Raw genomic sequence first — 21499 nt, forward strand, 5'->3', positions numbered from 1 at the left:
GATCGGCCCTCGCGTCCCCTTGTCGGCAGCACGTTGGCCGGCACGTTCCGAATCCCGGAGTCAGTCATGCGCAGATCATGGTGGCCGCTTGCCGCCATCACGCTCGGCAATTTCATGCTGTTGATAGACGTCACGATTGTGAACACCGCGCTGCCCCAGGTGGCGCGGGGACTGGACGCGTCCTTCACCTCCCTCCAGTGGGTGATGGACATCTACGCGCTGGCGCTGGCCGCGCTGCTGATGGTGGCCGGTTCGGCGGCGGACCTCTACGGGCGGCGGCGGCTGTATGTCGTCGGCCTCGCGGTGTTCGCGGTCTCCTCCCTGGTCTGCGGTCTGGCACCGGACGCCGGGGTGCTGATCGCGGCCCGCGCCGTCCAGGGGGTGGGGGCGGCGGCCATGTTCGCCACCAACACCCCGCTGCTGATGGCGACATACTCCGGCCGCGACCGCGGTATCGCCTTCGGGGTGTGGGGCGGTACGAGCGGGGCGGCCGCGGCGATCGGCCCGGTGCTGGGCGGGGTGCTGACCGAGTACGTCGACTGGCGGGCGATCTTCCTGGTCAATCTGCCGCTGACGGCGATCGCGGTGTGGATCACGCTCCGTTCCATCGAGGAGTCGCGCGGCGCGCCGGGCGTACGGATCGACTGGCCGGGCGCCGCCACGTTCACGGCGTGCGCCGGGGCGCTGACGTATGGGCTGATGCGCGGGGGTGAGGAGGGCTGGGCCGACACCGGCACGGTCGCCGCACTGGTGACGGCCGCGATCGCGCTGCTCGCCTTCGCCGTGGTGGAGCGCGGAAAGCGGCAGCCGCTGCTGGACCTGGGGCTGCTGCGCCGCCCGACGTTCGCGGTGCTGATGGCGGCGGCCCTGCTGCTGCAGGCGGGGGCCTTCCCGTACCTCACCTACGCCGGGCTGTGGCTGCAGTCGGTGCTGGAGATGAGCCCGGTGCAGGCCGGGCTCGCGGTGACGCCGATGGCGGGCGTCTCACTGGTCGTCGGCGCGGCGGGCGGACGGCTGCTGGACCGGGTCGCCCCCGGGCGGGCGCTCGGCGGCGGACTGCTGATGGTGGGCGCGGGCGCGCTGGTGAACGCGGCGATGGTGACCCCGGACGCGGACTGGACGGCCTTCGTCCCGGGCCTGGCGCTGGCCGGTCTGGGGATCGGCCTGGCCATGCCGGTGCTGGTCTCGGCGGCCCTTGGTTCGGCCCCGCCGGAGCGGGCGGGCATGGCCAGCGGCGCGGTGAACACCTTCCGGCAGCTGGGCTACGCCCTGGGGATCGCCGTCCTGGGCACGGTCTTCGCGACGCGGGTGCGGGACATGGTCGACGACAGCGGCACCGTCCCGGCCCGGGCGGCCGGACAGGCCGCCGAGGCCATCAGCGGCGGCCACGCCGACGCCGTCATCGCCACCGCGCCCCCGGCCCACGCGGACGCGGCGCGCACGCTCGTCCACGAGTCGTTCGCGGCCGGACTCGACCGCATCTGCCTGATCTCCGGCATCGCCGCCCTGGCGGCGGGCCTGCTGGTCCTCGCCGTCGTCCGCGGCGGCCCCGGCGGAGCGCCCCCGAAGCCGACCCCCGAGCAATCCCCGGCGGAGCCGGTCCACGCCTGAGCGGTGGACGACAGGTCACAAGGGGCGGGCGCCCGATGGCGCCCGCCCCTTCGCTGCGTGAGGCAGACGTCCGTCAACGCACGCGGTGCGAGTAACCCTTACGCGATCGGATCGTTCTTCCATATACGCGTTATGCGCGGCGGCAACGCGAGTTGGAGCCTCGGCCGGGCGACGGATCGACGGGCGGCGATGTCACGGCGGTTGGGTCCGAAAGAGGTCGGCAGCCTCCGCTCCTGGTCCCTGGATACGGGCGGCCTAGCCCCTGACTGGTGGGGCGTGACCATCACCCGAATTTCAGACCGGAAGGCACACATATGCCACCTGAGATCGCACTACTGGAGTCGCGCGCACTGCGCGACAGCGTCATCGAACGGACGGATGTCCTCGACAAGGTCAAGATCTTGACCATGCTGCCGGATGGGCTGCATATCACCACGCGCATGGTCGCGGAGTACTTCGAGGTTGGGGAAGAAGCCGTCAAGAGCCTGACCAAACGCCACCGGGAGGAGTTCCACAGCAGCGGCATGCACATCCTTCGAGGCGCTGACCTGCAAGTCTTTGAAAGGTCCAACTTGGACCTTTCAGATTCGAGTTATCCACAGGGCCGCGCCCACCTCACCCTCTACCCCCGCCGGGCGGTGCTCAACGTCGCGATGTTGCTGCGGGACAGCGATACCGCCATGCGGGTACGTACCTATCTCCTCGATGTCGAGGAGTCGACCCGGAGCGGAGCGGAAGCCGGGACGGAGCAGCTCCCGCTCGAACGGATCCTCACCGAGCGGATGCTGGCCGGGCCGATCGGCGGCCGCCTCGACGCCGTCGAGGCGTGTCTGGCGGATGTCGGTTCCACGCTGCGCGAGCTGGCGCCGTGGATGGCCAGGGTCTCCGCTCGGCTGGACGGGATGGACCGGCGGCTCGACGCGCACGGGCGGGTCATCTGCGCCATGAGCGAGCGGCTCTGCGATCTCGGTGACGACATGACCGAGGTCCGCAGGGACGTCGCCACGCTCAAGGCCGAGTCGGTCCAGCGGCGGGCGCGGCGCGCCAAGCGGCAGCGCGGGTAGCGGATCGGAGGAGCCCGGTGGGCGGGGTGGCGCCCTGCCCACCGGGCTTCCCCAGTGGAAATTGTAGGATGACTGGGTAACCGGGCGAATCGAGTGAGGGAGCCGAGAGAGATGGCGTTGCGGGCGGCTGGGCGGCAGTCGTTGGTCGACACCGTGGTGGAGCAGCTGCGGGCGCAGCTCGCCGAGGGTGAGTGGAAGGTCGGCGACCGCGTGCCCACCGAGCATGCCCTCGCCGAGCAGCTCCAGGTCGGCCGGAACACGGTCCGGGAGGCGGTCCGCGTCCTCGTGCACGCGGGGATGCTGCAGTCCCGGCAGGGCGAGGGCACCTTCGTGGTCTCCACGACCGACCCGGCCGAGGTCATGCGGGGTGTGCGGCGCGCCGGGATCCGGGATGTGCTGGAGCTGCGGATCGCGCTGGAGGCGGAGGGCGCGCGGCTGGCCGCGCTCCGGCACAGTCCCGACGATCTGCGGCGGATGCGAGCGGCGCTGGAGTCGCTCGAGGCGTTCGGGCAGTCAGGGGAGCGGTCCGCTGACGCCCACCATGAGCTGCACGCCGCCCATGACCTGGAGTTCCACACCGCCGTGGTGGAGGCCGCGCACAACGCCGCGCTGAGCGCGACCTACGGCTGGTTCAGCGGCTCGGTGCGCGACTCGCTGGTGGCCTCGCTCGGTGACCGCGAGGTGCCGAGCATCGTCCCCGCCGACCACCGCGCCCTGGTCGACGCCATTGCCTCCGGCGACCCGGCGGCTGCGGAGGCGGCGGCGCGGGCGCTGCTGGAGGCGCCGAAACGCGCCGTCGAAGCCCTGCTCGCCACCGACTGAGCCCCTCTCGGCGGGCCTCACCGCGACCCGGACCACTCCAACCCCACCACCCCCCACCACGACCGGAACGGAGCTCTTCTTGCCACGCCCGCACACCCCCGGCCCCGAGGCCGAACCCCTGCTCGTGGACGCCGAGACGGATCTGCGGCCGACCCCCGAGGTGGCCGCCGCGCGGCGCACCCTGCGGGCCCACCCCGCTCTTCTCCTGATCGGCATCGTGCTGGCGTCGCTCAACATGCGGGCCGCGCTCGCCGGGGTCTCCCCGCTGCTCGGTGAGATCAGCGGCCACTTCGGGCTGTCCGCGACCATGGGCAGCCTGGTCACGACCATTCCGCTGATCTTCATGGGCCTGGCCTCGCCCTTCGCGCCCCGGCTCGCCCGGCGCTGGGGCACCGAGGCGGTGCTGCTGAGCGCGCTGGCGCTGCTGATCGGCGGCATCCTGCTGCGCGTGGCGCCGCCGGTGATGGCGCTCTTCGCCGGGGGCGCCCTCGTCGGCAGCGGGATCGCGTTCCTCAATGTGCTGATGCCGGGCCTGGTCAAGCGTGACTTCCCGCACCGGGCCGCCGGGATGACCGCGCTCTACACCACCTCGATGATCGGTGGGGCGACGGTCTCCGCCGCCTCCGCCGTACCGCTGGAGAACGCGCTCGGCGGCTGGCGGGGTTCGCTCGCCTCCTGGTCGCTGCTGGCGGCGGTCGCGGCGCTGGTCTGGATACCCCAGACGGTGCTCGCACGGCGCGGAACGCACCACGGTGAGCCCGCGGCGACGCCCGTAAGGACGACGCCGGACGCGGGGCCGAAGCTGAGCCGCTCCCCGCTGGCCTGGCAGGTCACGCTGTTCATGGGGTTGCAGTCGTCGATCGCGTACGTCTGCATCGCATGGCTGCCGACGATCTTCACCGACCACGGCATGAGCAAGAACACGGCCGGGCTGGTGTTCGCGTTCAGCACCATGCTGCAGATGGTCGGTTCGTTCGTGGTGCCCACCCTCGCCGGGCGGATGCGCTCCCAGCGGACGCTGGCCGTCGCGGTCGCGGCGCTGATGGGCGCCGGTATCGCGGGCCTGCTGGTGGCTCCCGTCGCCGGGGCGTGGGTCTGGGCGACGCTGATCGGCGTCGGGCAGGGCGGGGCCGTGGGGCTCGCGCTGACCATGATGGTGCTGCGGACCGGGGACGCCCACACCTCGGCGCGGCTGTCCGGAATGGCGCAGACCTGGGGCTATCTGCTGGCCGCGGTGGGCCCTCTGGCGCTCGGCGTGGTGCACCAGACCATCGACGGCTGGGGGCTGCCGCTCACGCTGATGCTGGCAGTGTGCGGGGTGCTGGCGGTGCTGGGCCTGGGCGCGGGACGCGACCGCAAGATCCGGTCCTGAGCGGCCCGGAGGGCCGAACGGCGTGAGCCCGCCGAGCGGCCTCACGCCTTCACAGCCGCCCCTCAGGCCACGGAGGGCCGACCGACAACTCCCGCCGCCACTCTCGGTGTCGTCGGCATCGACGAGGACCGGAGGACGGCATGAGCTGCACGAGCGGTACGAGCGGTACGAGCGGCGTGGCCGAGGCGAAGACCGCCCACGGCACGCGGGCTGCGGCGGGAGGCGGCACCCGGCGGCCATGGCGGAGGGTGCTGCGGGCCCCCTGGACGGTGGCCTGTGTGGCGGCGACCGTTCTGCTCGGTTCGTCCGCGGCCGTGGCCTCCGCCCTGGGCCAGCCAACGCGGCCCCCGGACACGCCGCGGCGGCGGCCGTCACGACGACCGCCGCCACCGCGGAGACAACCGGCGGCCGCTCCGCCGTCCCTGCTCGGTGGCGGCCGTAAGGCGTGCACGAACTCCTGGGCGCCATAAGGCGCGCACGAGCCCCTGGCGCCCGTAAGGCGTGCACGAACCCCCGGGCGCCGGGCGTCACCTCGCGCGGGTCGCGAAGGTCGCGCCGGTGGTCACTCCTCCCCCGCGAGGGTCAGCGTGCGCAGCTTGCGGCCCGCGTACCAGGTCGCGCCCACGGTCACGGCCAGCAGCAGGATGACGCCGGTCGTCAGGCCGACATCCGACGAGATCACATCGCCGTCCGCGACCTTCTGCCCGAGTGCCAGCGCCCACTGCTGAACGCTGAGCTTGCGGGCCCCGGCCACCAGGCTGCCGAAGAACGTCTCCCACACCAGGGCGTAGACCAGCCCCGCGATCACCGCATGCCGGGTCACGGTGCCCAGCAGCAAGAAGACCGCGCTGTAGGCGACCGAGGCCACGGCGGCGGCGACGGCGTAGCCGACGGCAAGCTGATTGGCGTTGCCGTTCAGCAGGAAGCCCGCGAGCAGGGTGGGGATGGCGGAGAAGGCGACCGTGACGCCGATCGCCACGATCAGCTTGGTGAAGATGATCGTCGGCCGCTTCACCGGCTTGGCCAGCAGATAGATGACCGAGCCGTCGTCGATCTCCGGGCCGATCGCGCCCGTACCGGCGATCACGCCGATCAGCGGGACCATGGTGGCCATCGCGAAGCCGCCGAGGATCGCGTCGGCCGTCTCGTCGTCGGCTCCGGTCAGCAGCCTTACGGCGAGCGAGATCAACAGCAGCAGACCGGGGAGTGAGAAGAGGATCAGCGCCCGGCGGCGGCCGAGCAGGGCCCGGTAGGTGAGCCGTGCGACGGTGGGGTGGTAGAGCGAGGACATCGCTATGGGCTCCTTTCAGGCCGCGACGAGGTAGGAGAAGACGCTTTCCAGGGACTCGTCGGAGGGCGAGACCGTGAGGAGCCGGATGTGCTGGTCACGGGCGACCCGCGGCAGCAGTTCGGTGAAGCGGGCGAAGTCGACCGCCTGGATGTGCAGTCCGCCGTCGGCGCCGGTGCTCGCGTCGACCTGGATACCGGTGGTCGACGGGTCGGCGATCAGGGCGGCCGCGAGCGCGCGGTCGTCGCTGGACCGTACGAGATAGCGGTGCGGACGGTCCGTCATCAGCCGGCGGATCTTGCGGAAGTCGCCGGAGGCGGCGTGGCGGCCCGCGACGATCACCTCGATATGCGCCGCCAGCTGCTCGACCTCCTCGAGGATGTGCGAGGAGAACAGCACGGTGCGGCCCTCCGCGCCCATCCGCCGCAGCAGGTCCATGAGCTGCATCCGCTGCCGGGGGTCCATGCCGTTGAACGGCTCGTCCAGGAGGAGCACCGACGGCTCGTGCACCAGCGCGGAGGCCATCTTCACGCGCTGGCGCATGCCCTTGCTGTACGTGGCGATCTTCCGGGAGCCCGCGTAGTCCATCTCGACGGTGTCGAGCGCCTTACGGGCGGCACCACGCGGATCGGGCAGCCCGTGCAGCTCGGCGTTGGCGATCACGAACTCGCGGCCGGTGAGGAAGTCGTACATCGCCTCGCGCTCGGGGACGATGCCGATGTGGCGGTAAGCCTGCTCATTGCGCCAGATCTGGGCGCCGTCCAGGGTCACGGACCCGGTGGAGGGGGCCAGGAAGCCGCCCATCATGTTGATGAGGGTGGACTTGCCGGCGCCGTTGGGACCGAGGAGCCCGGTGACACCGGGGCCGATGTTCATGGTCACGTCGTTGACGGCCACGACGTTCCCGAACCAGCGGGAGACGTTGTCGATGGCGATCGTGGTCACAGGCCGACCTTTCGGTAGCGGCGCATCAGCAGCCCGTACGAGCCGGCGATCAGGCCGAGGAGAACGAGGATGTAGACGAGCCCGGTTCCGGTGCCGGGGCCGACCCCGCCGGGGAAGGAGGAGGTGGCACCGAGGAAGGCCGTCTGCACCCCGTCGATGATGGTGATCGGCGAGAACAGCCCGATCCAGCTCACCGGGCCGGAGTTGCCCTGGTCCCAGGCGATGGCCTGGACGGCGGACACCGCGCCGTAGGAGATGGTCAGCAGGGCGATGACGGCGGCGACGCCGAAGCCGCGGCGCGGGGTGAGCGCGGCGACGACCAGGCTGATGCCGGCGAAGAGAAGCGAGAGCAGAGCCACGGAGATCAGTCCTTGCGCGAAGCCCTTCGTCTGATCGGCGAAGTCCAGCTTGGCGAGCAGTGCCCCGACGTAGAGGATCAGCAGGGGCGCGCCGGTGAGGATGAACAGCGACGAGGCCATGGCGGCGAACTTGGCCACCACATAGTCCATCGTTTCGATGGGCCGCGAGAAGTAGAGCGGGACCGTCTTGAAGCGGAGGTCCCGGGAGACGGACTGCGGCGCCTGGGACGCGGTGTACAGGCCGATCACGGCCTGCAGCATGATCGCGTAGCGGGTGTACTCGACGGGGAGCTCGTCCACCTTGGTGGCGATGGCCACCGCGACGATGATCGCGGCGGGCATGCACATCACGGCGAACAGCAGCATCGGCGCGACCTTGGACTTCGCCGAGCGGCCGAGGCCGTAGGCGCCGCGCAGGCTCTGGGAGAAGAGCGAGCGGCGGGCGTAGGCGCGGCCGAGGCGCGGGCCGTCGTAATGGCGGTAGCCGATGTTGTGAATGACGTCGGCACGCTGCTGGGTCACGGTCTCAGACGGCATCGACGGCACCTCCGTTCCCGTGTGCGCTTGCGCCGGCCGGTCCTGCGGGCTTCGTCGTGCCGTCCGGTGCGTCCGACGCGTCCGGGGCGTCCGCATCGTCGTCGGACCGGAAGATCTCCGCGATGCGGTGGCGGCGCTGCTCCATGCGGACCAGGCCGAGGCCGAGGTCGGCGATGGTGTCGCGGACCGTGTCGTACGTCTCCTCGCTCGCGACGTCGACCAGCAGCACATGGTCGGAGCCGGGCGTCCCGTCGGCGTCGCGGCCGGCGGTCTGGACGGTGAGCCCGGCCCGGTCGAGGGCGGTGCGCAGCGCCTTGGTGCCGTCCGGGTGATCGGTGGTGTCGGTCACCTCGACCGCGAGCGAGGCCGTCGCCTGAGTGAAGTCACTGGTGGAGCTGGAGCGGAGCAGCTTGCCGCCGTCGATGACCACGACGTGGTCGCAGGTGCGCTCCAGCTCGCCGAGCAGATGCGAGGTGACCAGGACCGAGATGCCGAAGTCGGTGTGGACGCGGCGGATCAGACCGAGCATCTCATCGCGGCCGACCGGGTCCAGGCCGTTGGTCGGCTCGTCCAGCAGGACCAGGCGGGGGTCGTGCACCAGCGCCTGGGCCAGCTTGACCCGCTGCTTCATGCCCGTGGAGTAGCCGCCCATGGGGCGATATCGCTCCTCGTACAGGCCGACATGGCGCAGCGTGTCGGCCGTGCGCTCACGGGCGGCGGAGGGCGGCAGCCCGGACATGCGCGCCATGTGGACGACGAACTCGGTCGCCGAGACATCGGGCGGCAGACAGTCGTGCTCGGGCATGTAGCCGACGCTTTCGCGGATGGCGCTGCCGTCCTTGGCCACATCGAGACCGAGCACGGAAGCGCGGCCCTCGCTGGCGGGGGACAACCCGAGCAGGATCTTGATCAGCGTGGACTTACCGGCGCCGTTCGCACCCACCAGGCCAGTTACCCCTGGTGCGATGTCGACGGACAGCCGGTCGAGCGCGGTGACGCGGGGGAACCGCTTGCTCAGACTTTCGGTGGCGATCACAGTCACATGTTCGACCGTAGTGGTGTGAGCCACGGGCGGCGTCACTCCAGACGGTGGGATTCCCCTCGTCCTCGGGTCTGACGCGCCCGTAAGGGACGGGCTCCGATGGGCGGGGGTTACCCCGGGTATCCACAGGTATTCCGGAGGCTTATGCCCGGTGTGCGGCCGGTGTGAGCCGCGACCGCGCCCATCCTGGGTACCACGCGGTGAACAGGGCCGGAAGGACGAACCCCGCGAACTGGACCGCGAGCGCCGCGGCCATGCCCAGACCGGCGGAGATCACCACGACCATGGCCGCGGCGGAGAGCGTGAAGGCGGTGGACCAGGCGCGGGTGATCACTACATTGATCCGCTTGAACACGTGGGTGTCCCACACCTCGGGCGGTGCCTGGCGGCGGGCGACACCGGTGGTGAAGGGGTGCCCCACGGCGAGCGTCGTCCAGGCGGTGACGGCGAGCCAGCTCAGCGCCAGCGCCCCGACGTAGTCCTTGAGTACGCTGTCCGGCCGGGCGAAGGCCCAGATCGTCAGCGCGGTGAAGAAGGCCACCGTGCTGCACTCCAGGATGAGGGCGTCGGCCGCCATGCCCGCCTTACGGGCCCGCACCAGCATCGCGCCACCCAGCACCAGCCCGGCCAGGGCGCCCCACTGCCAGCCCAGTGTCGACACGACCGCGAGGGCGATCCATGGGATGAAGCCGCGCAAGTAGTTCATTCGGCCCTCCCCCGGGCGTCAGGTCACCTTCCGGCATGCGATGTCGAAGGTAGAAGGTGCCCCGTGAGCCCATTCCTATGCCTGAGGCCCTGTCCGATCCGTGGATTCCCCTTCGCCCGGGGGGAGTTGGGGCCGGTTCACTTGGGGGGTCGCGCCGTCCGTCCGCCGGGGAACCCGACCGCTAGAGACCCGGTGCGCCCCAGACCGGGAACCAGCGGCTCAGGTCCTCCTCGATCCGCAGATCGTCCCCGAGCAGCGCCCGCATCTGGAGCTCCAGCGCGTTGTCCCGCTTCTCCGCGGCGCCCGGCAGCGGCGCGAAGGGATAGAAGGTGCCGCGCTTGTAGAGATACACCAACGCGAGCGAACGCCCCGCCGGGTCCTGGAAGCCGATCAGCGAGCACAGCAGCTGAGGCCCGAACCCGCCGTCCTGGAGCAGCGAATTGACCGCGTGCAGATCGTTCACCAGGGAGGGCACATCGTCCGACTGCTGCCGGGCCAGCAGCCAGGTGTAGCCGTACGCGTCCTGGCTGAACTCCACGGGCACCCCGCCCCGGTCCGTGTCCGCGTCCAGCAGCTCCCGCACATCCCGCTGGAGCTGGGAGAAGGCGCCGCCCTCCACGCTCGCGAAGCAGACCGAGCCCCGCCCGGTCGGGGTGAACCCCGCCCCCGCCTCCAGACTGACCGCGGCCCCCGGGAGCCCGAAGAGCCGGTCGAGGTCGGGGCGCACCGGCTTGCTGCGGCCCAGGATGGCGTCCAAGATCCTCACGCTCAGCCCCTTCCCGCCTGGCCGAGCTGGGTGGAGATGCGGGCGAGCTGGTCGAGCCGCCGCTCCAGCGTCGGATGCGAGGAGAACAGCCGGCTGACGCTCTCCCCGGAGAGCGCGGGCGCGAAGAAGAAGGCGTTGAACGGCTCGACCTTGCGCAGATCCCGGGTCGGGATCTGGGCCATCTGCCCCGTCACCTTGGTCAGCGCGGCGGCGAGCGCCGAGGGCCGCCCGGTCAGCAGTGCGCCGGCGCGGTCGGCGGACAGCTCGCGATAGCGGGACAGCAGCCGGGTCAGCAGAAAGCTGATCGCATAGACCACGGCGCTGATCAGGGGGATGAGGAGCACCGCGATGCCCACGTTGTTGTTGCGGCTGCCCCGGCTGAGACCGCCCCACAGCGCTGCGCGGGTCATGATGCCCGCCAGCACGCCGAGGAAGGAGGCGATGGTCATGACCGCCACATCGCGGTGCGCCACATGCGAGAGCTCATGGGCGAGCACGCCCTCCAGCTCCTCCGGCTCCAGCCGCCGCAGCAGCCCCGTGGTGGCGCACACCAGCGCGTTGCGCTGATTGCGGCCGGTGGCGAAGGCGTTCGGCACATCGGTGTCGGCGATGGCCACCCGCGGCTTGGGCATGTCCGCGAGCGCGCACAGCCGGTCCACCGCACCGTGCAGCTCAGGGGCCTGCTGCGGGGTGACCTCCCGGGCGCCCATGCTGAACGCCGCGATCCGATCGCTGAACCAGAACTGCGCCACGAACAGCCCTCCCGCGATGATCACGATCAGCGGCCAGGCGCCCTTGAACACGGCGAGCAGCACACCGATGAAGACCACATAGAGCAGCCCGATGAAGAACATCGTCGTGACCATGCGGGTGGTCAGCCCCCGGTCCGGGGCATAGCGGGTATGCGGCATGGGATGCCTCCCCAGTAACGCGACACCAAAGGCTCTATACCCGATTCTGCCGCTTATAGGGCGATCTGCGCCGCGCCCTTTATTCGGTTATCCGGCGATCCGCGCCGCGCCCGCTATCCGGCGATCCGTGTCGCCCGCTATCCGGCGTTCCACGCCGCCCGTTAACCGGCGATCTGTGCCGCGCCCTCCATCGCGATCTTCTCGAAGGTCTCGAGGTCGGCCGCGAAGATCGAATCGGGGATCGGCCAGTGCAGCACGATCTCGTCGATGCCCAGCTCGGCATGGCGTCCGGCGAAGTCCACGAAGGCGTCCACCGAGCTCAGCGGCCCGGTGGCCTCCGGGGTGAACCCGGTGAGCAGGATCTTGTCGAGGTCGCCGGTGTCCCGTCCGGCCTCCGCGCACGCCTGGCCCAGCCGCTCGATCTGACCGGCGATGGCGGCCACGGAATCGGCCGGGGTGCCGGTCTCGGCGATCTTCGGGTCGCCCGTGGTCACCCACGCCTGGCCGTATCGCGCCGCGAGCCGCAGCCCGCGCGGACCGGTGGCGGCCACCCCGAACGGCAGCCGCGGCCGCTGCACGCAGCCGGGGATGTTGCGCACCTCGTGGGCGCTGTAGTGGGTGCCCTCGTGCGTCACCACCTCGTGCGTCAGCAGCCGGTCGAGCAGCTCGACGAACTCGCCGAAGCGGTCCGCCCGCTCCCGGGGCGACCACGGCTCCTCGGCGGCCCGCAGCAGCGCCGTCGCGTCGAAGCCGGACCCGCCCGCGCCGATGCCGAGGGTGATCCGCCCGCCGGACACGTCCTCCAGCGTGATCAGTTCCTTGGCCAGCGTCACCGGATGCCGGAAGTTCGGGGAGGTGACCAGGGTGCCCAGCCGCAGCCGGGAGGTCGCCGCCGCGGCCGCCGTCAGCGTCGGGACCGCCCCGAACCAGGGCCCGTCGCGAAAGCTGCGCCAGGACAGGTGGTCATACGTGTACGCCGCGTGGAAACCCAGCTCCTCGGCGCGCTGCCATATCTCCCGGCCGCGCTCGGACCAGCGGTAGACGGGCAGGATCACGGTGCTCACTCGCATAGGGCGAGCCTAAGCGGTGGGTGTGACAACGCCGCACCGATATCAACGCCGTAGGCTCCCGAGGACCCACCCGAGCACAGCCCCGGCACTGATGAGCGGCATATGCGGGAGGATGGTTGCCGTGACTCCTGCGACCGAGCGGCCGAACACCCCGGCCACAGAGCGTTCCCGCCCCGCCCCGGCCCGGCCCCGGCTGATCGCCACCGACCTCGACGGCACCCTGCTGCAGGACGACAAGACGGTCTCCGACCGCACTGTGGCGGCGCTCGCGGCGGCCGAGCGGGCGGGCATCGAGGTGTTCTTCGTCACCGGCCGCCCGGCCCGGTGGATGGACGTCGTCAGCGCCCATGTGCACGGCCACGGCCTGGCGATCTGCGCCAACGGCGCCGCCGTGGTCGATCTGCACCAGGGCGGGCTGCCGATCGAGGTCTGCCCGCTCGCCGCCGACCAGGCCCTCGCCGTCGTGGAGGCGCTGCGCGAGGCGGCCCCCGGCACGTCCTTCGCGGTCGAGCGCAGCGGCGGGATCTTCTACGAACCGGAGTACCCGCCGTTCCACCTCGACCCGGGCGCGATCGTCGCCCCCGCCGAGAAGCTGCTCCACGACGGATTCGCGCACGCCGACATGCCGGTCCTCAAGCTGCTCGCCCACCACCCCGAGCTGGCGCCCGACGCCTTCCTCCGGCTGGCCCGCTCGGTGGCCGGGGCCTACGGCGACTTCACTCGCTCCAGCCCGTCCGCCCTGCTGGAGGTCAGCGGGCTCGGGGTCAGCAAGGCCAGCACGCTGGCCCGGTGCTGTGCCGAGCGCGGGATCGCCGCCGCGGAGGTCGTGGCCTTCGGCGACATGCCCAATGACCTGGAGATGCTGATGTGGGCGGGCACCTCCTACGCGATGGCCAACGCCCATCCGGAGGTGCTCGCCGCGACCACCCACCGCACGGCGAGCAATACCGAGGACGGCGTCGCCGCCGTCATCGAGCGGATCCTGGCGGGCTGAGCGCACGGGACCGCCCCCCGGCCGTCGGGCCGGGGGGCGGTGGATCGCACGACCGCGTTTACCAGAAGAAGACCAGGTAGCCGTTGCCACCGGCCGTGCCGGCGGCGCCCGCGCTGCCCGGGGTGTTGCCGCCGGGGCCGCCGACGCCGCCGTCGCCGCCCGCGCTGGTGTTCGTCGGGGGCAGCTCGACAATGCCGTCGACCGCGTCGCCGCCCGCGCCGCCGTCGGCACCGGACGCCCCGTTCTCACCGGTGCGGTTCACCGCGGAGAGGCTGTTGCAGGCGCCGGTGCCACCGGTGCCTCCCTTGCCCGGAATGCCCGGAGCGGCCGAACCGCCGCCACCGCCCGTGCCGCCCGTGCCGCCGCCGGCGATGAGCTGGGTACCGCTGGTGGAGACCAGGGACGTCGCGCCACCGTTGCCGCCGGTGCCGCCGGCGCCTCCGGCGCCAGCGGTGCCGGTACCACCGGGACCGGCGGTACCGGGGCCACCACTGGTGCCCAGGTCCACCGTGTAGGTGGCGAAGGGCGTCACCGGGATGACGCACCAGGTGAAGCCGCCGGATCCGCCGCCCCCACCGGTGCCGCCGGCGCCCGTGGCCGTGGCGCTGGCGCCGCCGCCACCGCCGCCGCCACCGCCGCCCGCTCCCCACGCCTGGATGTGCACCGAGGTGACGCCCGCGGGAGGCGTGAAGGTGCCGTCCGTGGTGAACTCCTGGACCCCGTGGATGATGGACGGTGGCCGAGGCGGCTTGGGACGGCCTCCGCCCAGGGTGTCGTCCGCCTGAGCGGCGGGGGACATGGTCAGCACCTGGCCGGTGAGGCTCGCCGCAGCAAGGGTGGCGAAGAGGACCCGGCGACGCGTCCGGGATCGCTTGGGAGTGGGACTCTGGCTGTTCACGTCATGACTTCCTTCCCCGCGGTCGGGCCAACATCTGTCGCGGAGTGCAATGGGATACGAAGTTCCGAACGGCCCGCGAGGCTCATCCCACCGTCGGCCACCACGCCCCGCACTCCGACGGCGCGCTACTTGGCCCGCGTAGGTGAGGCGTTGGGCCGGGCGGGCGACAACCAGCGCCCCACAGCGGCGTGTCGGGCACACAACGGCCCGCCAGGCATCACCCCCCTCGCCCGGCGGCGACGTGTCAGGTGTACGGCGGCGTCAGGCGCCCAGGCGCCGTCGGACGTACGGCCGCCTTCGGGCGTACGGCCGCCTTCGGGCGTACGTCCGCCGTCAGGCACACAGCGGCGAGGCGCACGGCAGACGCAGGCGCACAGCCGCATTAGGCATACGGCGCCGTCAGACGCACAGCGGCGTCAGGCGTGCGGCGGCGTCAGGCGTGCGGCGGCGTCAGACGCACAGCGCCGTCAGGCGTGCGGCGGCGTCAGGCGTGCAGACGCAGGCGCACGGCCGCCGTCAGGCACACAGCGCCGTCAGGCGCCCTCGCTCGGCAGCGGCGCCTCCCACACCACCGCCGTACCGCGCCCACCCTCCCCGAGCCCGGGCCCGACGCCGCTCGACCCGCCCAGCGCCTCGGCCCGCCGCACCAGGTTCGTCAGACCGCTGCGCCGCCCGCCCGCGGGCACGCCCACCCCGTCGTCCGCGACCGTCAGCCGCACCGACGCTCGCCCGTCCGCAAGCCGCCCGGTGGCGTCCACGACCACCTCGATCCGCTCCGCCCGCGCATGCCGGCAGGCGTTGGACAGCGCCTCGCGCAGCGCCGCGACGAGATGGGCGCCGGTCGCCGTGCCGATCCGGGAGTCCACCGGTCCCACGAAGGTCAGGGACGGCTGGAAGCCCAGCGGCACGGCGGCCGCCCTGACCTCCCGCAGCACCCGGCCGCGGAGCCCGGGCGGCGTCTCCGGCGGTGTCTGCTGCAACGCGTAGATCGCCGTCCGCACCTCCTGGATGGTGGCGCCCAGTTCCTCGACGGCCCGCTCGATCCGCTCCCGCACTTCCGGCGCGTCCGACTGGCGCTCCGCGCTCTCCAGCAGCATCCCGGCAGCGAAGAGCCGCTGGACGACGAGGTCGTGGAGATCGCGGGCGATCCGGTCGCGGTCCTCGAGGACCGCGAGCCGCTCCCGGTCGCGCTGTGCCTCGGCGAGCACCAGCGCGACCGCCGCCTGCGCCGCGAACTGGGCGGCCAGCGTGCGCTCGGTGTCGGTGAACGGCCGGGCGCCGGGCTCGCGCGCGGTGGCCAGCACGCCGACCACCCGGTCCCCGCTGCTCAGCGGGACCATCAGACTCGGCCCGTAGCGCCCGGGGACGCCGGTACCGAGCAGCGGGTCGGCGGCCGGATCCTCGATGACGACCGGCTGCCCGGCCAGCAGCCTCGGCACAGCCGGGGAGCGGGCCGGAAGTACGGCGCCGAGCAGCCCCGACCGCTCCTCGGCCGCCACCGCCGCGACCTTCAGCCCGCCATCGCCCTCCTCCGGCAGCAGCACGATCCCCACCACCGCGTCCGCGAGTTCCCGGACCTTCTCGGCGACCACGGCCGGCCCCTCCCCGGCGCCGCCGGACAACACCGCCTGGGTGACGGCCACCGATCCCTCGATCCAGCGCTCGCGCTGCCGGGTGGCCCCCTGGACGCGGGTGTGGCCGATGGCGATCCCCGCCTCCGTCGCCAGCACCTCGACCAGATGCCGGTCGGACTCGGTGAACGGACCGCCGTCCCGCTTCCCGGCGAGGCAGAGGGTGCCGAAGACCTCCTCCCCGACCCGCAGCGGAACGCTGAGATACGAGCCCGGCGGCTGGGCGGCCGATGGCGCTCCGGTGCACCGTGCGTCGGCGAGCAGCGCCGCGCACCGCTCCCGGTCGGCCTCGGTGTCGGTGTCGGTGTCGCCGTAGGTGACCACATCGGCCAGGCCGCCTTGCCCTCCGGCGGCGTCGCCGTCGGCGTGGTGCACCCCGATCGCGGCACGCCGAGCGCCCACCAGCTCGGCCGCGGTGCGAACGATCCGGTCGAGGACGGTGTGCGCGTCCGGCCCGTCGCCGAGCGAGCGCATCGCCTCCAGCAGCCGCGGCAGTCGCGCCGTGAGCTCGGTGGACAGCCCACGCAGACCCCGGGTCGCCTCCGCGGCCAGGTCCAGGGGGTCGGGGGAGGGCGCAGCGGCCGCCATGCCGTCGAGCCTAATGAATGGCGCAGATGAACGCCGCTGCTCGCGCTGGGCCCGGTCCGGTGGATCTTCGCCGCCTGCGCATCGGTCGGCCGACGCCTTCGACATCAGTCGACTGGCACCGCGAGGCCCGCTGAGGCTGGCGCCGTGGCCCACGGCTGCTGGCGCCGTAGCCCGCTGTGGCCGGTGCCGCGGCCAGCGCCCGTCTGATGCCGCGCCCCGCCCGTCTAGTGCCGTGGCCCGCGGCAGCCGTTGTCAGGGCCCGCGCCGTCCGGTGCCGCGCCCCGCGCCTGCCTGATGCCGCGGCCCGCGCCTGCCTGATGCCGCGGCCCGCGGCAGCTAGCGCCGCAGCCCGCGCCGTCTGCTGCCAGGCCCCGCGCCCGTCTAGTACCGCGGCCCGCGACGGCTAGCGCTGTGGCTCGCGGCAGCTCGTACCGTAGCCCGCTACGGCCATTGCCCCGGACCGCGCCGTCCGTTGCCGCGGCCCGCGCCCGTCTAGTGCCGCAGCCCACCGCAACTCGTGCCGCAGCCCGCGGCAGCCGTTGCCAGGGCCCGCGCCGTCCGGTGCCGGGCCCCGCGCCCGTCTGCTGTCACAGCCCGCGACAGCTGGCGCCACAGCCCGCTGCGGGCTGGCGGCCGTGGCTCGCTGCGTCCGCTGCGGGCTATCGGCCGTGGCCCGCGCCGTTCTGCTGCCGGGGCGCTTCCCTGCGGTGCCGGGGGAGGCGCCTTCCAGCCGTAGCCGGAGCCGCAGTGCCAGACATCACGGGGCCCGCGAAGACCCGCCGGACGGAGCCGCCTAGCCAGCGCCCGGGTGCCCGACGCCCACGTGCGCAGGGCCCGGGTGTCCGGCGCCCACCAGGGCTCCGCTCTCCACGGCCTCGCGCTCCAGCATCCGGCGGAACGGCCCGTCGGCCGAGGCCAGTTCCCCGTACGTCCCGCGCTGGACGGCCCTGCCCCCGTCGAGCACGATCACCTCGTCCACCGCGTCCAGGCCCGCCAGCCGGTGCGTGATCAGGACGGTGGTGCGCCCCTGGGTCGCCGACAGCAGGTCGGCCGTCAGCCCGTCGGCCGTGGGCAGGTCCAGATGTTCGGCCGGTTCGTCCAGCACCAGCACCGGGAAGTCCGCCAGCAGCGCGCGGGCCAGTGCCAGCCGCTGCCGCTGACCGCCGGAGAGCCGTGCGCCCTGCTCGCCGACGAGCGTGTCCAGGCCGTCCGGCAGCCCGTCCACCCAGTCCAGCAGCCGGGCCGCGGCCAGCGCCGCGCGAAGTTCGTCATCGCTCGCGCCGGGGCGGGCCAGCCGCAGGTTCTCGCGCAGCGAGCTGTCGAAGACATGGGCGTCCTGGGCGCAGAGACCGACGAGCCGCCGCACCGCGTCCCCGTCCAGGGCGGCGGCGTTCCGGCCCGCCAGGGTGTACGTGCCGCCGTCGGTGTCCAGGAAGCGGAGCAGCACCTGGGCGAGCGTGCTCTTGCCCGCCCCCGACGGGCCGACGACCGCGACCCGGCGGCCCGGTCGCAGCTCCAGGCCGAATCCGTCCAGCGCGGGGACGCACTGCCCAGGGTGGCGGGCGGTGATCCCGCGCAGCACCAGCGGATACGGCGCACCGGGCGCCTCCTCGCGCCGCGCCGCGTCGGGCTCGCGCACCGGAAGCGGCTCGTCCAGCACCTCGTACACCCGCTCCGCGGCCCGCCGCACCCGCTGCCGGTGCTGCACCGCGAGCGGCAGCCCCGCGACGGCCTCGAAGGCGGCGAGCGGGGTCAGCACCACGACCGCAAGCCACACCCCGTGGATCCGGCCGTCCGCCACGGCCGGCACCCCCACCCACGCCGCGGCCGCCACGGTCAGCCCGCAGACCAGTGCGGACAGCCCGGCACCGGTGCCCGCGGCAGCCGCCGTCCGCCGGGCGATCCGGGTGAGCACCCCATCGGCCCGGCGCACCGCGTCCAGCCGGCGCGGCAGCGCGCCCGCGACGGTCAACTCGGCGGCCCCGGCCAGCAGATCGACGACCTGTGCCGACAGGGCCCCGCGCGCCGGTGCCAGCCGACGCTCCGCCCGTCGCGCCAGCGCCCCGGACACGACGGGCACCGCGACCCCCGCCACCAGCAGCCCCGCCGCCAGCACGGCCCCGGCCTCGGGCAGCACCCAGGTGAGGAAGCCCACCGAGGCCGCGCCGACGGTCAGCGCGGTGCCGACGGGCAACAGCCAGCGCAGGAAGTAGTCCTGGACGGCGTCCACATCGGCCACCAGCCGGGAGAGCAGATCGCCGCGGCGCGTCCGGCCGAGCCCCGCGGGCGCCAGCCGCTCCAGCCGCCGGTAGACGGCGACCCGCAGCTCGGCCAGCACCCGCAGCACGGCGTCATGGGAGACCAGGCGCTCGGCGTAGCGGAAGGCGGCCCGGCCGATCCCGAACGCCCGGGTCGCGGTGACCGCCACCATCAGATAGAGCACGGGCGGCTGCTGCGCGGCCCGGGAGATCAGCCAACCGGAGACGGCCATCAGCCCGACCGCGCTCAGCAGGGCGAGGCTCCCGAGCAGCAGCGCCAGCCCGAACCGCCCCCGCCCGCCACGCGCGGCGCCCCGCACCCGCCCCAGCGCGCCCCGGCGCGGACGTGCGGCCGAGCTACGCGACGCGACCGGGCCGCCCGGCGCGGTCAGGCCGACCGGCGCGGTCAAACCGTCCCGCGTGCTCAAGCCATCCCGCGCGGTCAAGCCGTCCCCCGCGGCCGGACCATGCGACGGGGCCAACCCATCCCGCGTGGCCGAGCCCGCGCCGTCCGCCCCCGTGCGCGCCTCGCCCAGCCGCCCGCCGGATTCGGCGTCCGCCGCCGGTTCCCACGCGCCACCGGACACGACGGCCGGTGATCGCTCCGAGCCCGTGTCAGCGTCCGGCGCGGAGCACATGGGCGGAAGGTCCGCGCCGGGCCCCGAGCGGAGGAGCCCGCCGTCGGGACCGATGGCGGGCCGACCCGCTGCCGAGCCCCCACGGCCCGGCACCCGCGCCACGTCGGCACGCTCATCCGTGGCCGGTGAGGCCGACGGACCCGGCGCCGACCCCGCCTCCGTGACCGCGCCCGCCGCGGATCCGTGCACCCCAGCACGCGGGTGCCCGGCGGCACACGCGACGGACAGGTGGGCGCCGCCCTCATCGGAGGCGGGCCGGAGCGAGACGGTCGGCCCCGGGCGCACGCCGCCCACCGTCGATTCGCGCCGAGCGGCCGGCAGGAGGACCAGTCCACCAGAAGCGTCGGGCCCCGGCAGCCGCAGCACGCGGTCGGCGAGAGGAAGCAGCGCCGGGCGGTGGACCACCAGCAGCACCGTGCGGCTCTCGGCCAGCCGCCGCACCGCCTCGACGACCGACGCCTCCGTCTCACCGTCCAGATTCGCCGTCGGCTCGTCCAGCAGCAGCACCGGCCGGTCGGCCAGGAACGCGCGCGCCAGGGCGATCCGCTGCCGCTGGCCCGCGGAGAGCCCGGCGCCCATCTCGCCGAGCCGGGATTCGATCCCGTCCGGCAGCGCGGAGACGAAGCGCAGCGCGTCCGCCTCCCGCAGGGCGGCCCGTACCGCCGCGTCATCGGCGTCCGGCCGGGCCAGCCGGACGTTCTCCGCGATCGTCCCGGCGAAGAGATACGGGCGCTGGGGCACCCAGGCGATCTGGCGCCGCCAGCTCTCCGGGTCCAGCGCGGCCAGGTCGCGGCCCCCGATCAGCACCCGGCCCTCGTCCGGTGCCGCGAAGCCCAGCACGGCGTTCAGCAGCGTCGACTTTCCGGCACCGCTGGGGCCCACGACGGCGACCGTCTCCCCCGGGCGGATCTCGAACGAGGTCCGGGCGAGGGACGGTTCGCTGCGCCCGGGGTGGCGGACCACCAGCCCGTCCAGCGTGAGCGCGGCGCTCCGGGCATCGGGGGCCGGCGCACCGCCCGTGTTCGAGGGCTCGCGCTCCAGCACCGCGAACACCTCGTCCGCCGCCGCCAGCCCCTCCGCCGCCGCGTGGTAGTGCGCGCCCACCTGCCGCAGTGGCAGATACGCCTCGGGGGCGAGCACCAGCACCACCAGCCCGGTGAAGAGATCCATCTCGCCGTGCACCAGCCGCATTCCGATGTCGACCGCGACCAGGGCGACCGACACGGTGGAGAGCAGTTCCAGGGCCAGGGAGGACAGAAAGGCCAGCCGCAGCGTCTTGAGCGTGGCCCGCCGGTAGTCGGCCGTGATCGCGCGGATCGAGGCGGCCTGGGCCTTCGCCCGGCCGAAGACCTTGAGGGTCGGCAGTCCGGCGACGACATCGAGGAAGTGCCCGGACAGCCGGGACAGCAGCCGCCACTGGCGGTCCATCCGGGACTGGGTGGCCCAGCCGATGAGCATCATGAACAGCGGAATCAGCGGCAGCGTGGCGACGATGATCAGCGCGGAGATCCAGTCCGCGGTGACGATCCGGGCGAGCACCGCCACCGGCACCACCACGGCCAGCCCCAACTGGGGCAGATAGCGCGCGAAGTAGTCGTCCAGCGCGTCGATGCCCCGGGTGGCGAGGGTGGTGAGCTCACCGGTCCGCTGGGAGTCCAGCCAGCTCGGCCCGAGCCGGACGGCCCGTTCCACCAGCCGGAGCCGCAGTTCCGACTTGACCGCCACACCGGCCCGATGGGCGGCCAGCTCGGTCAGCCAGGAGACGACCGCCCGGCCGACGGCGACCAGCGCCAGCAGCCCCAGCGGGAGCGTCAGCGCCGCCACGTCCTCGCCCCGCTGGAAGGCGCCCACCACGATCTCGGCGATCAGCATCGCCTGCGCGATGACCAGACCCGCTCCGGCCAGGCCCAGCGCCACGGAGGCGACCAGGAAGAACCGGGTGGCCCGTGCGTACCGCAGCAGCCGGGGGTCGATTGGTTTCACGTGAAACACACCACCC

At 73.3% G+C, this 21499-nt stretch carries 16 protein-coding genes; 5 read left to right on the top strand and 11 right to left on the bottom strand.

Annotated features, from left to right (window positions below; all coding sequences use genetic code 11):
* The first annotated feature begins 66 nt into the window (after window positions 1–66).
* The 4 genes from CGL27_RS24145 to CGL27_RS24160 all read left to right on the top strand — a co-directional run bounded on the left by CGL27_RS24145 (window position 67) and on the right by CGL27_RS24160 (window position 4869).
* On the top strand, window positions 67–1611 hold the full coding sequence (locus CGL27_RS24145; RefSeq protein ID WP_119989966.1) for an MFS transporter: 1545 nt from the start codon (window positions 67–69) through the stop codon (window positions 1609–1611).
* 314 nt (window positions 1612–1925) lie between these two features.
* The gene (locus CGL27_RS24150; RefSeq protein WP_119989968.1) at window positions 1926–2675 is read left to right on the top strand and encodes a hypothetical protein; all 750 of its coding nucleotides are present in this window, start codon (window positions 1926–1928) and stop codon (window positions 2673–2675) included.
* A gap of 111 nt (window positions 2676–2786) precedes the next feature.
* Window positions 2787–3497, top strand: coding sequence for a FadR/GntR family transcriptional regulator (locus tag CGL27_RS24155; protein WP_119989970.1), 711 nt, complete (start codon window positions 2787–2789; stop codon window positions 3495–3497).
* 79 nt (window positions 3498–3576) lie between these two features.
* Entirely contained in the window at window positions 3577–4869 is a 1293-nt protein-coding gene (locus CGL27_RS24160; protein ID WP_119989972.1) for an MFS transporter, read from the top strand.
* A gap of 562 nt (window positions 4870–5431) precedes the next feature.
* Here CGL27_RS24160 and CGL27_RS24170 read toward each other — a convergent pair.
* The 8 genes from CGL27_RS24170 to CGL27_RS24205 form a co-directional block, all read right to left on the bottom strand.
* On the bottom strand, window positions 5432–6160 hold the full coding sequence (locus CGL27_RS24170) for an ABC transporter permease (RefSeq protein ID WP_078642375.1): 729 nt from the start codon (window positions 6158–6160) through the stop codon (window positions 5432–5434).
* Between the two features lie 15 nt (window positions 6161–6175).
* Window positions 6176–7102 carry an ABC transporter ATP-binding protein gene (locus tag CGL27_RS24175; RefSeq protein WP_059143685.1) on the bottom strand — a complete coding sequence of 309 codons (927 nt, stop codon included), beginning with the start codon at window positions 7100–7102 and terminating at the stop codon, window positions 6176–6178.
* Window positions 7099–7998, bottom strand: coding sequence for a hypothetical protein (locus CGL27_RS24180; protein ID WP_078642376.1), 900 nt, complete (start codon window positions 7996–7998; stop codon window positions 7099–7101). The genes CGL27_RS24175 and CGL27_RS24180 overlap by 4 nt, the downstream gene beginning before the upstream one ends.
* Window positions 7988–9067: an ABC transporter ATP-binding protein gene (locus tag CGL27_RS24185; protein ID WP_078642377.1), complete on the bottom strand. Its 1080-nt coding sequence runs from the start codon at window positions 9065–9067 to the stop codon at window positions 7988–7990. Before CGL27_RS24185 ends, CGL27_RS24180 begins: the two co-directional genes overlap by 11 nt.
* A gap of 115 nt (window positions 9068–9182) precedes the next feature.
* Window positions 9183–9746: a hypothetical protein gene (locus tag CGL27_RS24190; protein WP_119989974.1), complete on the bottom strand. Its 564-nt coding sequence runs from the start codon at window positions 9744–9746 to the stop codon at window positions 9183–9185.
* 181 nt (window positions 9747–9927) lie between these two features.
* A complete protein-coding gene (locus CGL27_RS24195) occupies window positions 9928–10512 on the bottom strand; it encodes a hypothetical protein (RefSeq protein WP_078642379.1) in 585 nt (194 codons plus the stop codon).
* A 2-nt stretch (window positions 10513–10514) separates the two neighbouring features.
* The gene (gene htpX, locus CGL27_RS24200; RefSeq protein WP_078642380.1) at window positions 10515–11423 is read right to left on the bottom strand and encodes a zinc metalloprotease HtpX; all 909 of its coding nucleotides are present in this window, start codon (window positions 11421–11423) and stop codon (window positions 10515–10517) included.
* Window positions 11424–11584: 161 nt separating this feature from the next.
* Window positions 11585–12493 carry an LLM class flavin-dependent oxidoreductase gene (locus tag CGL27_RS24205; RefSeq protein WP_078642381.1) on the bottom strand — a complete coding sequence of 303 codons (909 nt, stop codon included), beginning with the start codon at window positions 12491–12493 and terminating at the stop codon, window positions 11585–11587.
* 112 nt (window positions 12494–12605) lie between these two features.
* Between CGL27_RS24205 and CGL27_RS24210 the strand changes: the two genes are divergently transcribed.
* Window positions 12606–13487, top strand: coding sequence for an HAD hydrolase family protein (locus CGL27_RS24210; RefSeq protein ID WP_240450618.1), 882 nt, complete (start codon window positions 12606–12608; stop codon window positions 13485–13487).
* Window positions 13488–13545: 58 nt separating this feature from the next.
* Here the strand turns inward: CGL27_RS24210 and CGL27_RS50180 are convergent, their stop codons facing one another.
* From CGL27_RS50180 to cydD, 3 genes are all read right to left on the bottom strand, one after another.
* Window positions 13546–14385: a hypothetical protein gene (locus CGL27_RS50180; protein WP_162953060.1), complete on the bottom strand. Its 840-nt coding sequence runs from the start codon at window positions 14383–14385 to the stop codon at window positions 13546–13548.
* A 533-nt stretch (window positions 14386–14918) separates the two neighbouring features.
* Entirely contained in the window at window positions 14919–16604 is a 1686-nt protein-coding gene (locus tag CGL27_RS24225) for a GAF domain-containing protein (RefSeq protein WP_119989979.1), read from the bottom strand.
* 793 nt (window positions 16605–17397) lie between these two features.
* The gene (gene cydD / locus CGL27_RS24230) at window positions 17398–21483 is read right to left on the bottom strand and encodes a thiol reductant ABC exporter subunit CydD (protein WP_119989982.1); all 4086 of its coding nucleotides are present in this window, start codon (window positions 21481–21483) and stop codon (window positions 17398–17400) included.
* Window positions 21484–21499: the final 16 nt, after the last annotated feature.

Origin of the sequence: Streptomyces sp. 11-1-2 (assembly GCF_003595545.1) — a bacterium.
Classification (GTDB): domain Bacteria; phylum Actinomycetota; class Actinomycetes; order Streptomycetales; family Streptomycetaceae; genus Streptomyces; species Streptomyces hygroscopicus_B.

Coding starts and splice junctions, on each gene's coding strand:
- CGL27_RS24170 (WP_078642375.1), bottom strand. CDS start 6,160: ATGTCCTCGCTCTACCACCCCACCGTCGCACGGCTCACCTACCGGGCC.
- CGL27_RS24225 (WP_119989979.1), bottom strand. CDS start 16,604: ATGGCGGCCGCTGCGCCCTCCCCCGACCCCCTGGACCTGGCCGCGGAG.
- CGL27_RS24205 (WP_078642381.1), bottom strand. CDS start 12,493: ATGCGAGTGAGCACCGTGATCCTGCCCGTCTACCGCTGGTCCGAGCGC.
- CGL27_RS24180 (WP_078642376.1), bottom strand. CDS start 7,998: ATGCCGTCTGAGACCGTGACCCAGCAGCGTGCCGACGTCATTCACAAC.
- CGL27_RS24145 (WP_119989966.1), top strand. CDS start 67: ATGCGCAGATCATGGTGGCCGCTTGCCGCCATCACGCTCGGCAATTTC.
- htpX (WP_078642380.1), bottom strand. CDS start 11,423: ATGCCGCATACCCGCTATGCCCCGGACCGGGGGCTGACCACCCGCATG.
- CGL27_RS24150 (WP_119989968.1), top strand. CDS start 1,926: ATGCCACCTGAGATCGCACTACTGGAGTCGCGCGCACTGCGCGACAGC.
- CGL27_RS24155 (WP_119989970.1), top strand. CDS start 2,787: ATGGCGTTGCGGGCGGCTGGGCGGCAGTCGTTGGTCGACACCGTGGTG.
- CGL27_RS24190 (WP_119989974.1), bottom strand. CDS start 9,746: ATGAACTACTTGCGCGGCTTCATCCCATGGATCGCCCTCGCGGTCGTG.
- CGL27_RS24210 (WP_240450618.1), top strand. CDS start 12,606: ATGGTTGCCGTGACTCCTGCGACCGAGCGGCCGAACACCCCGGCCACA.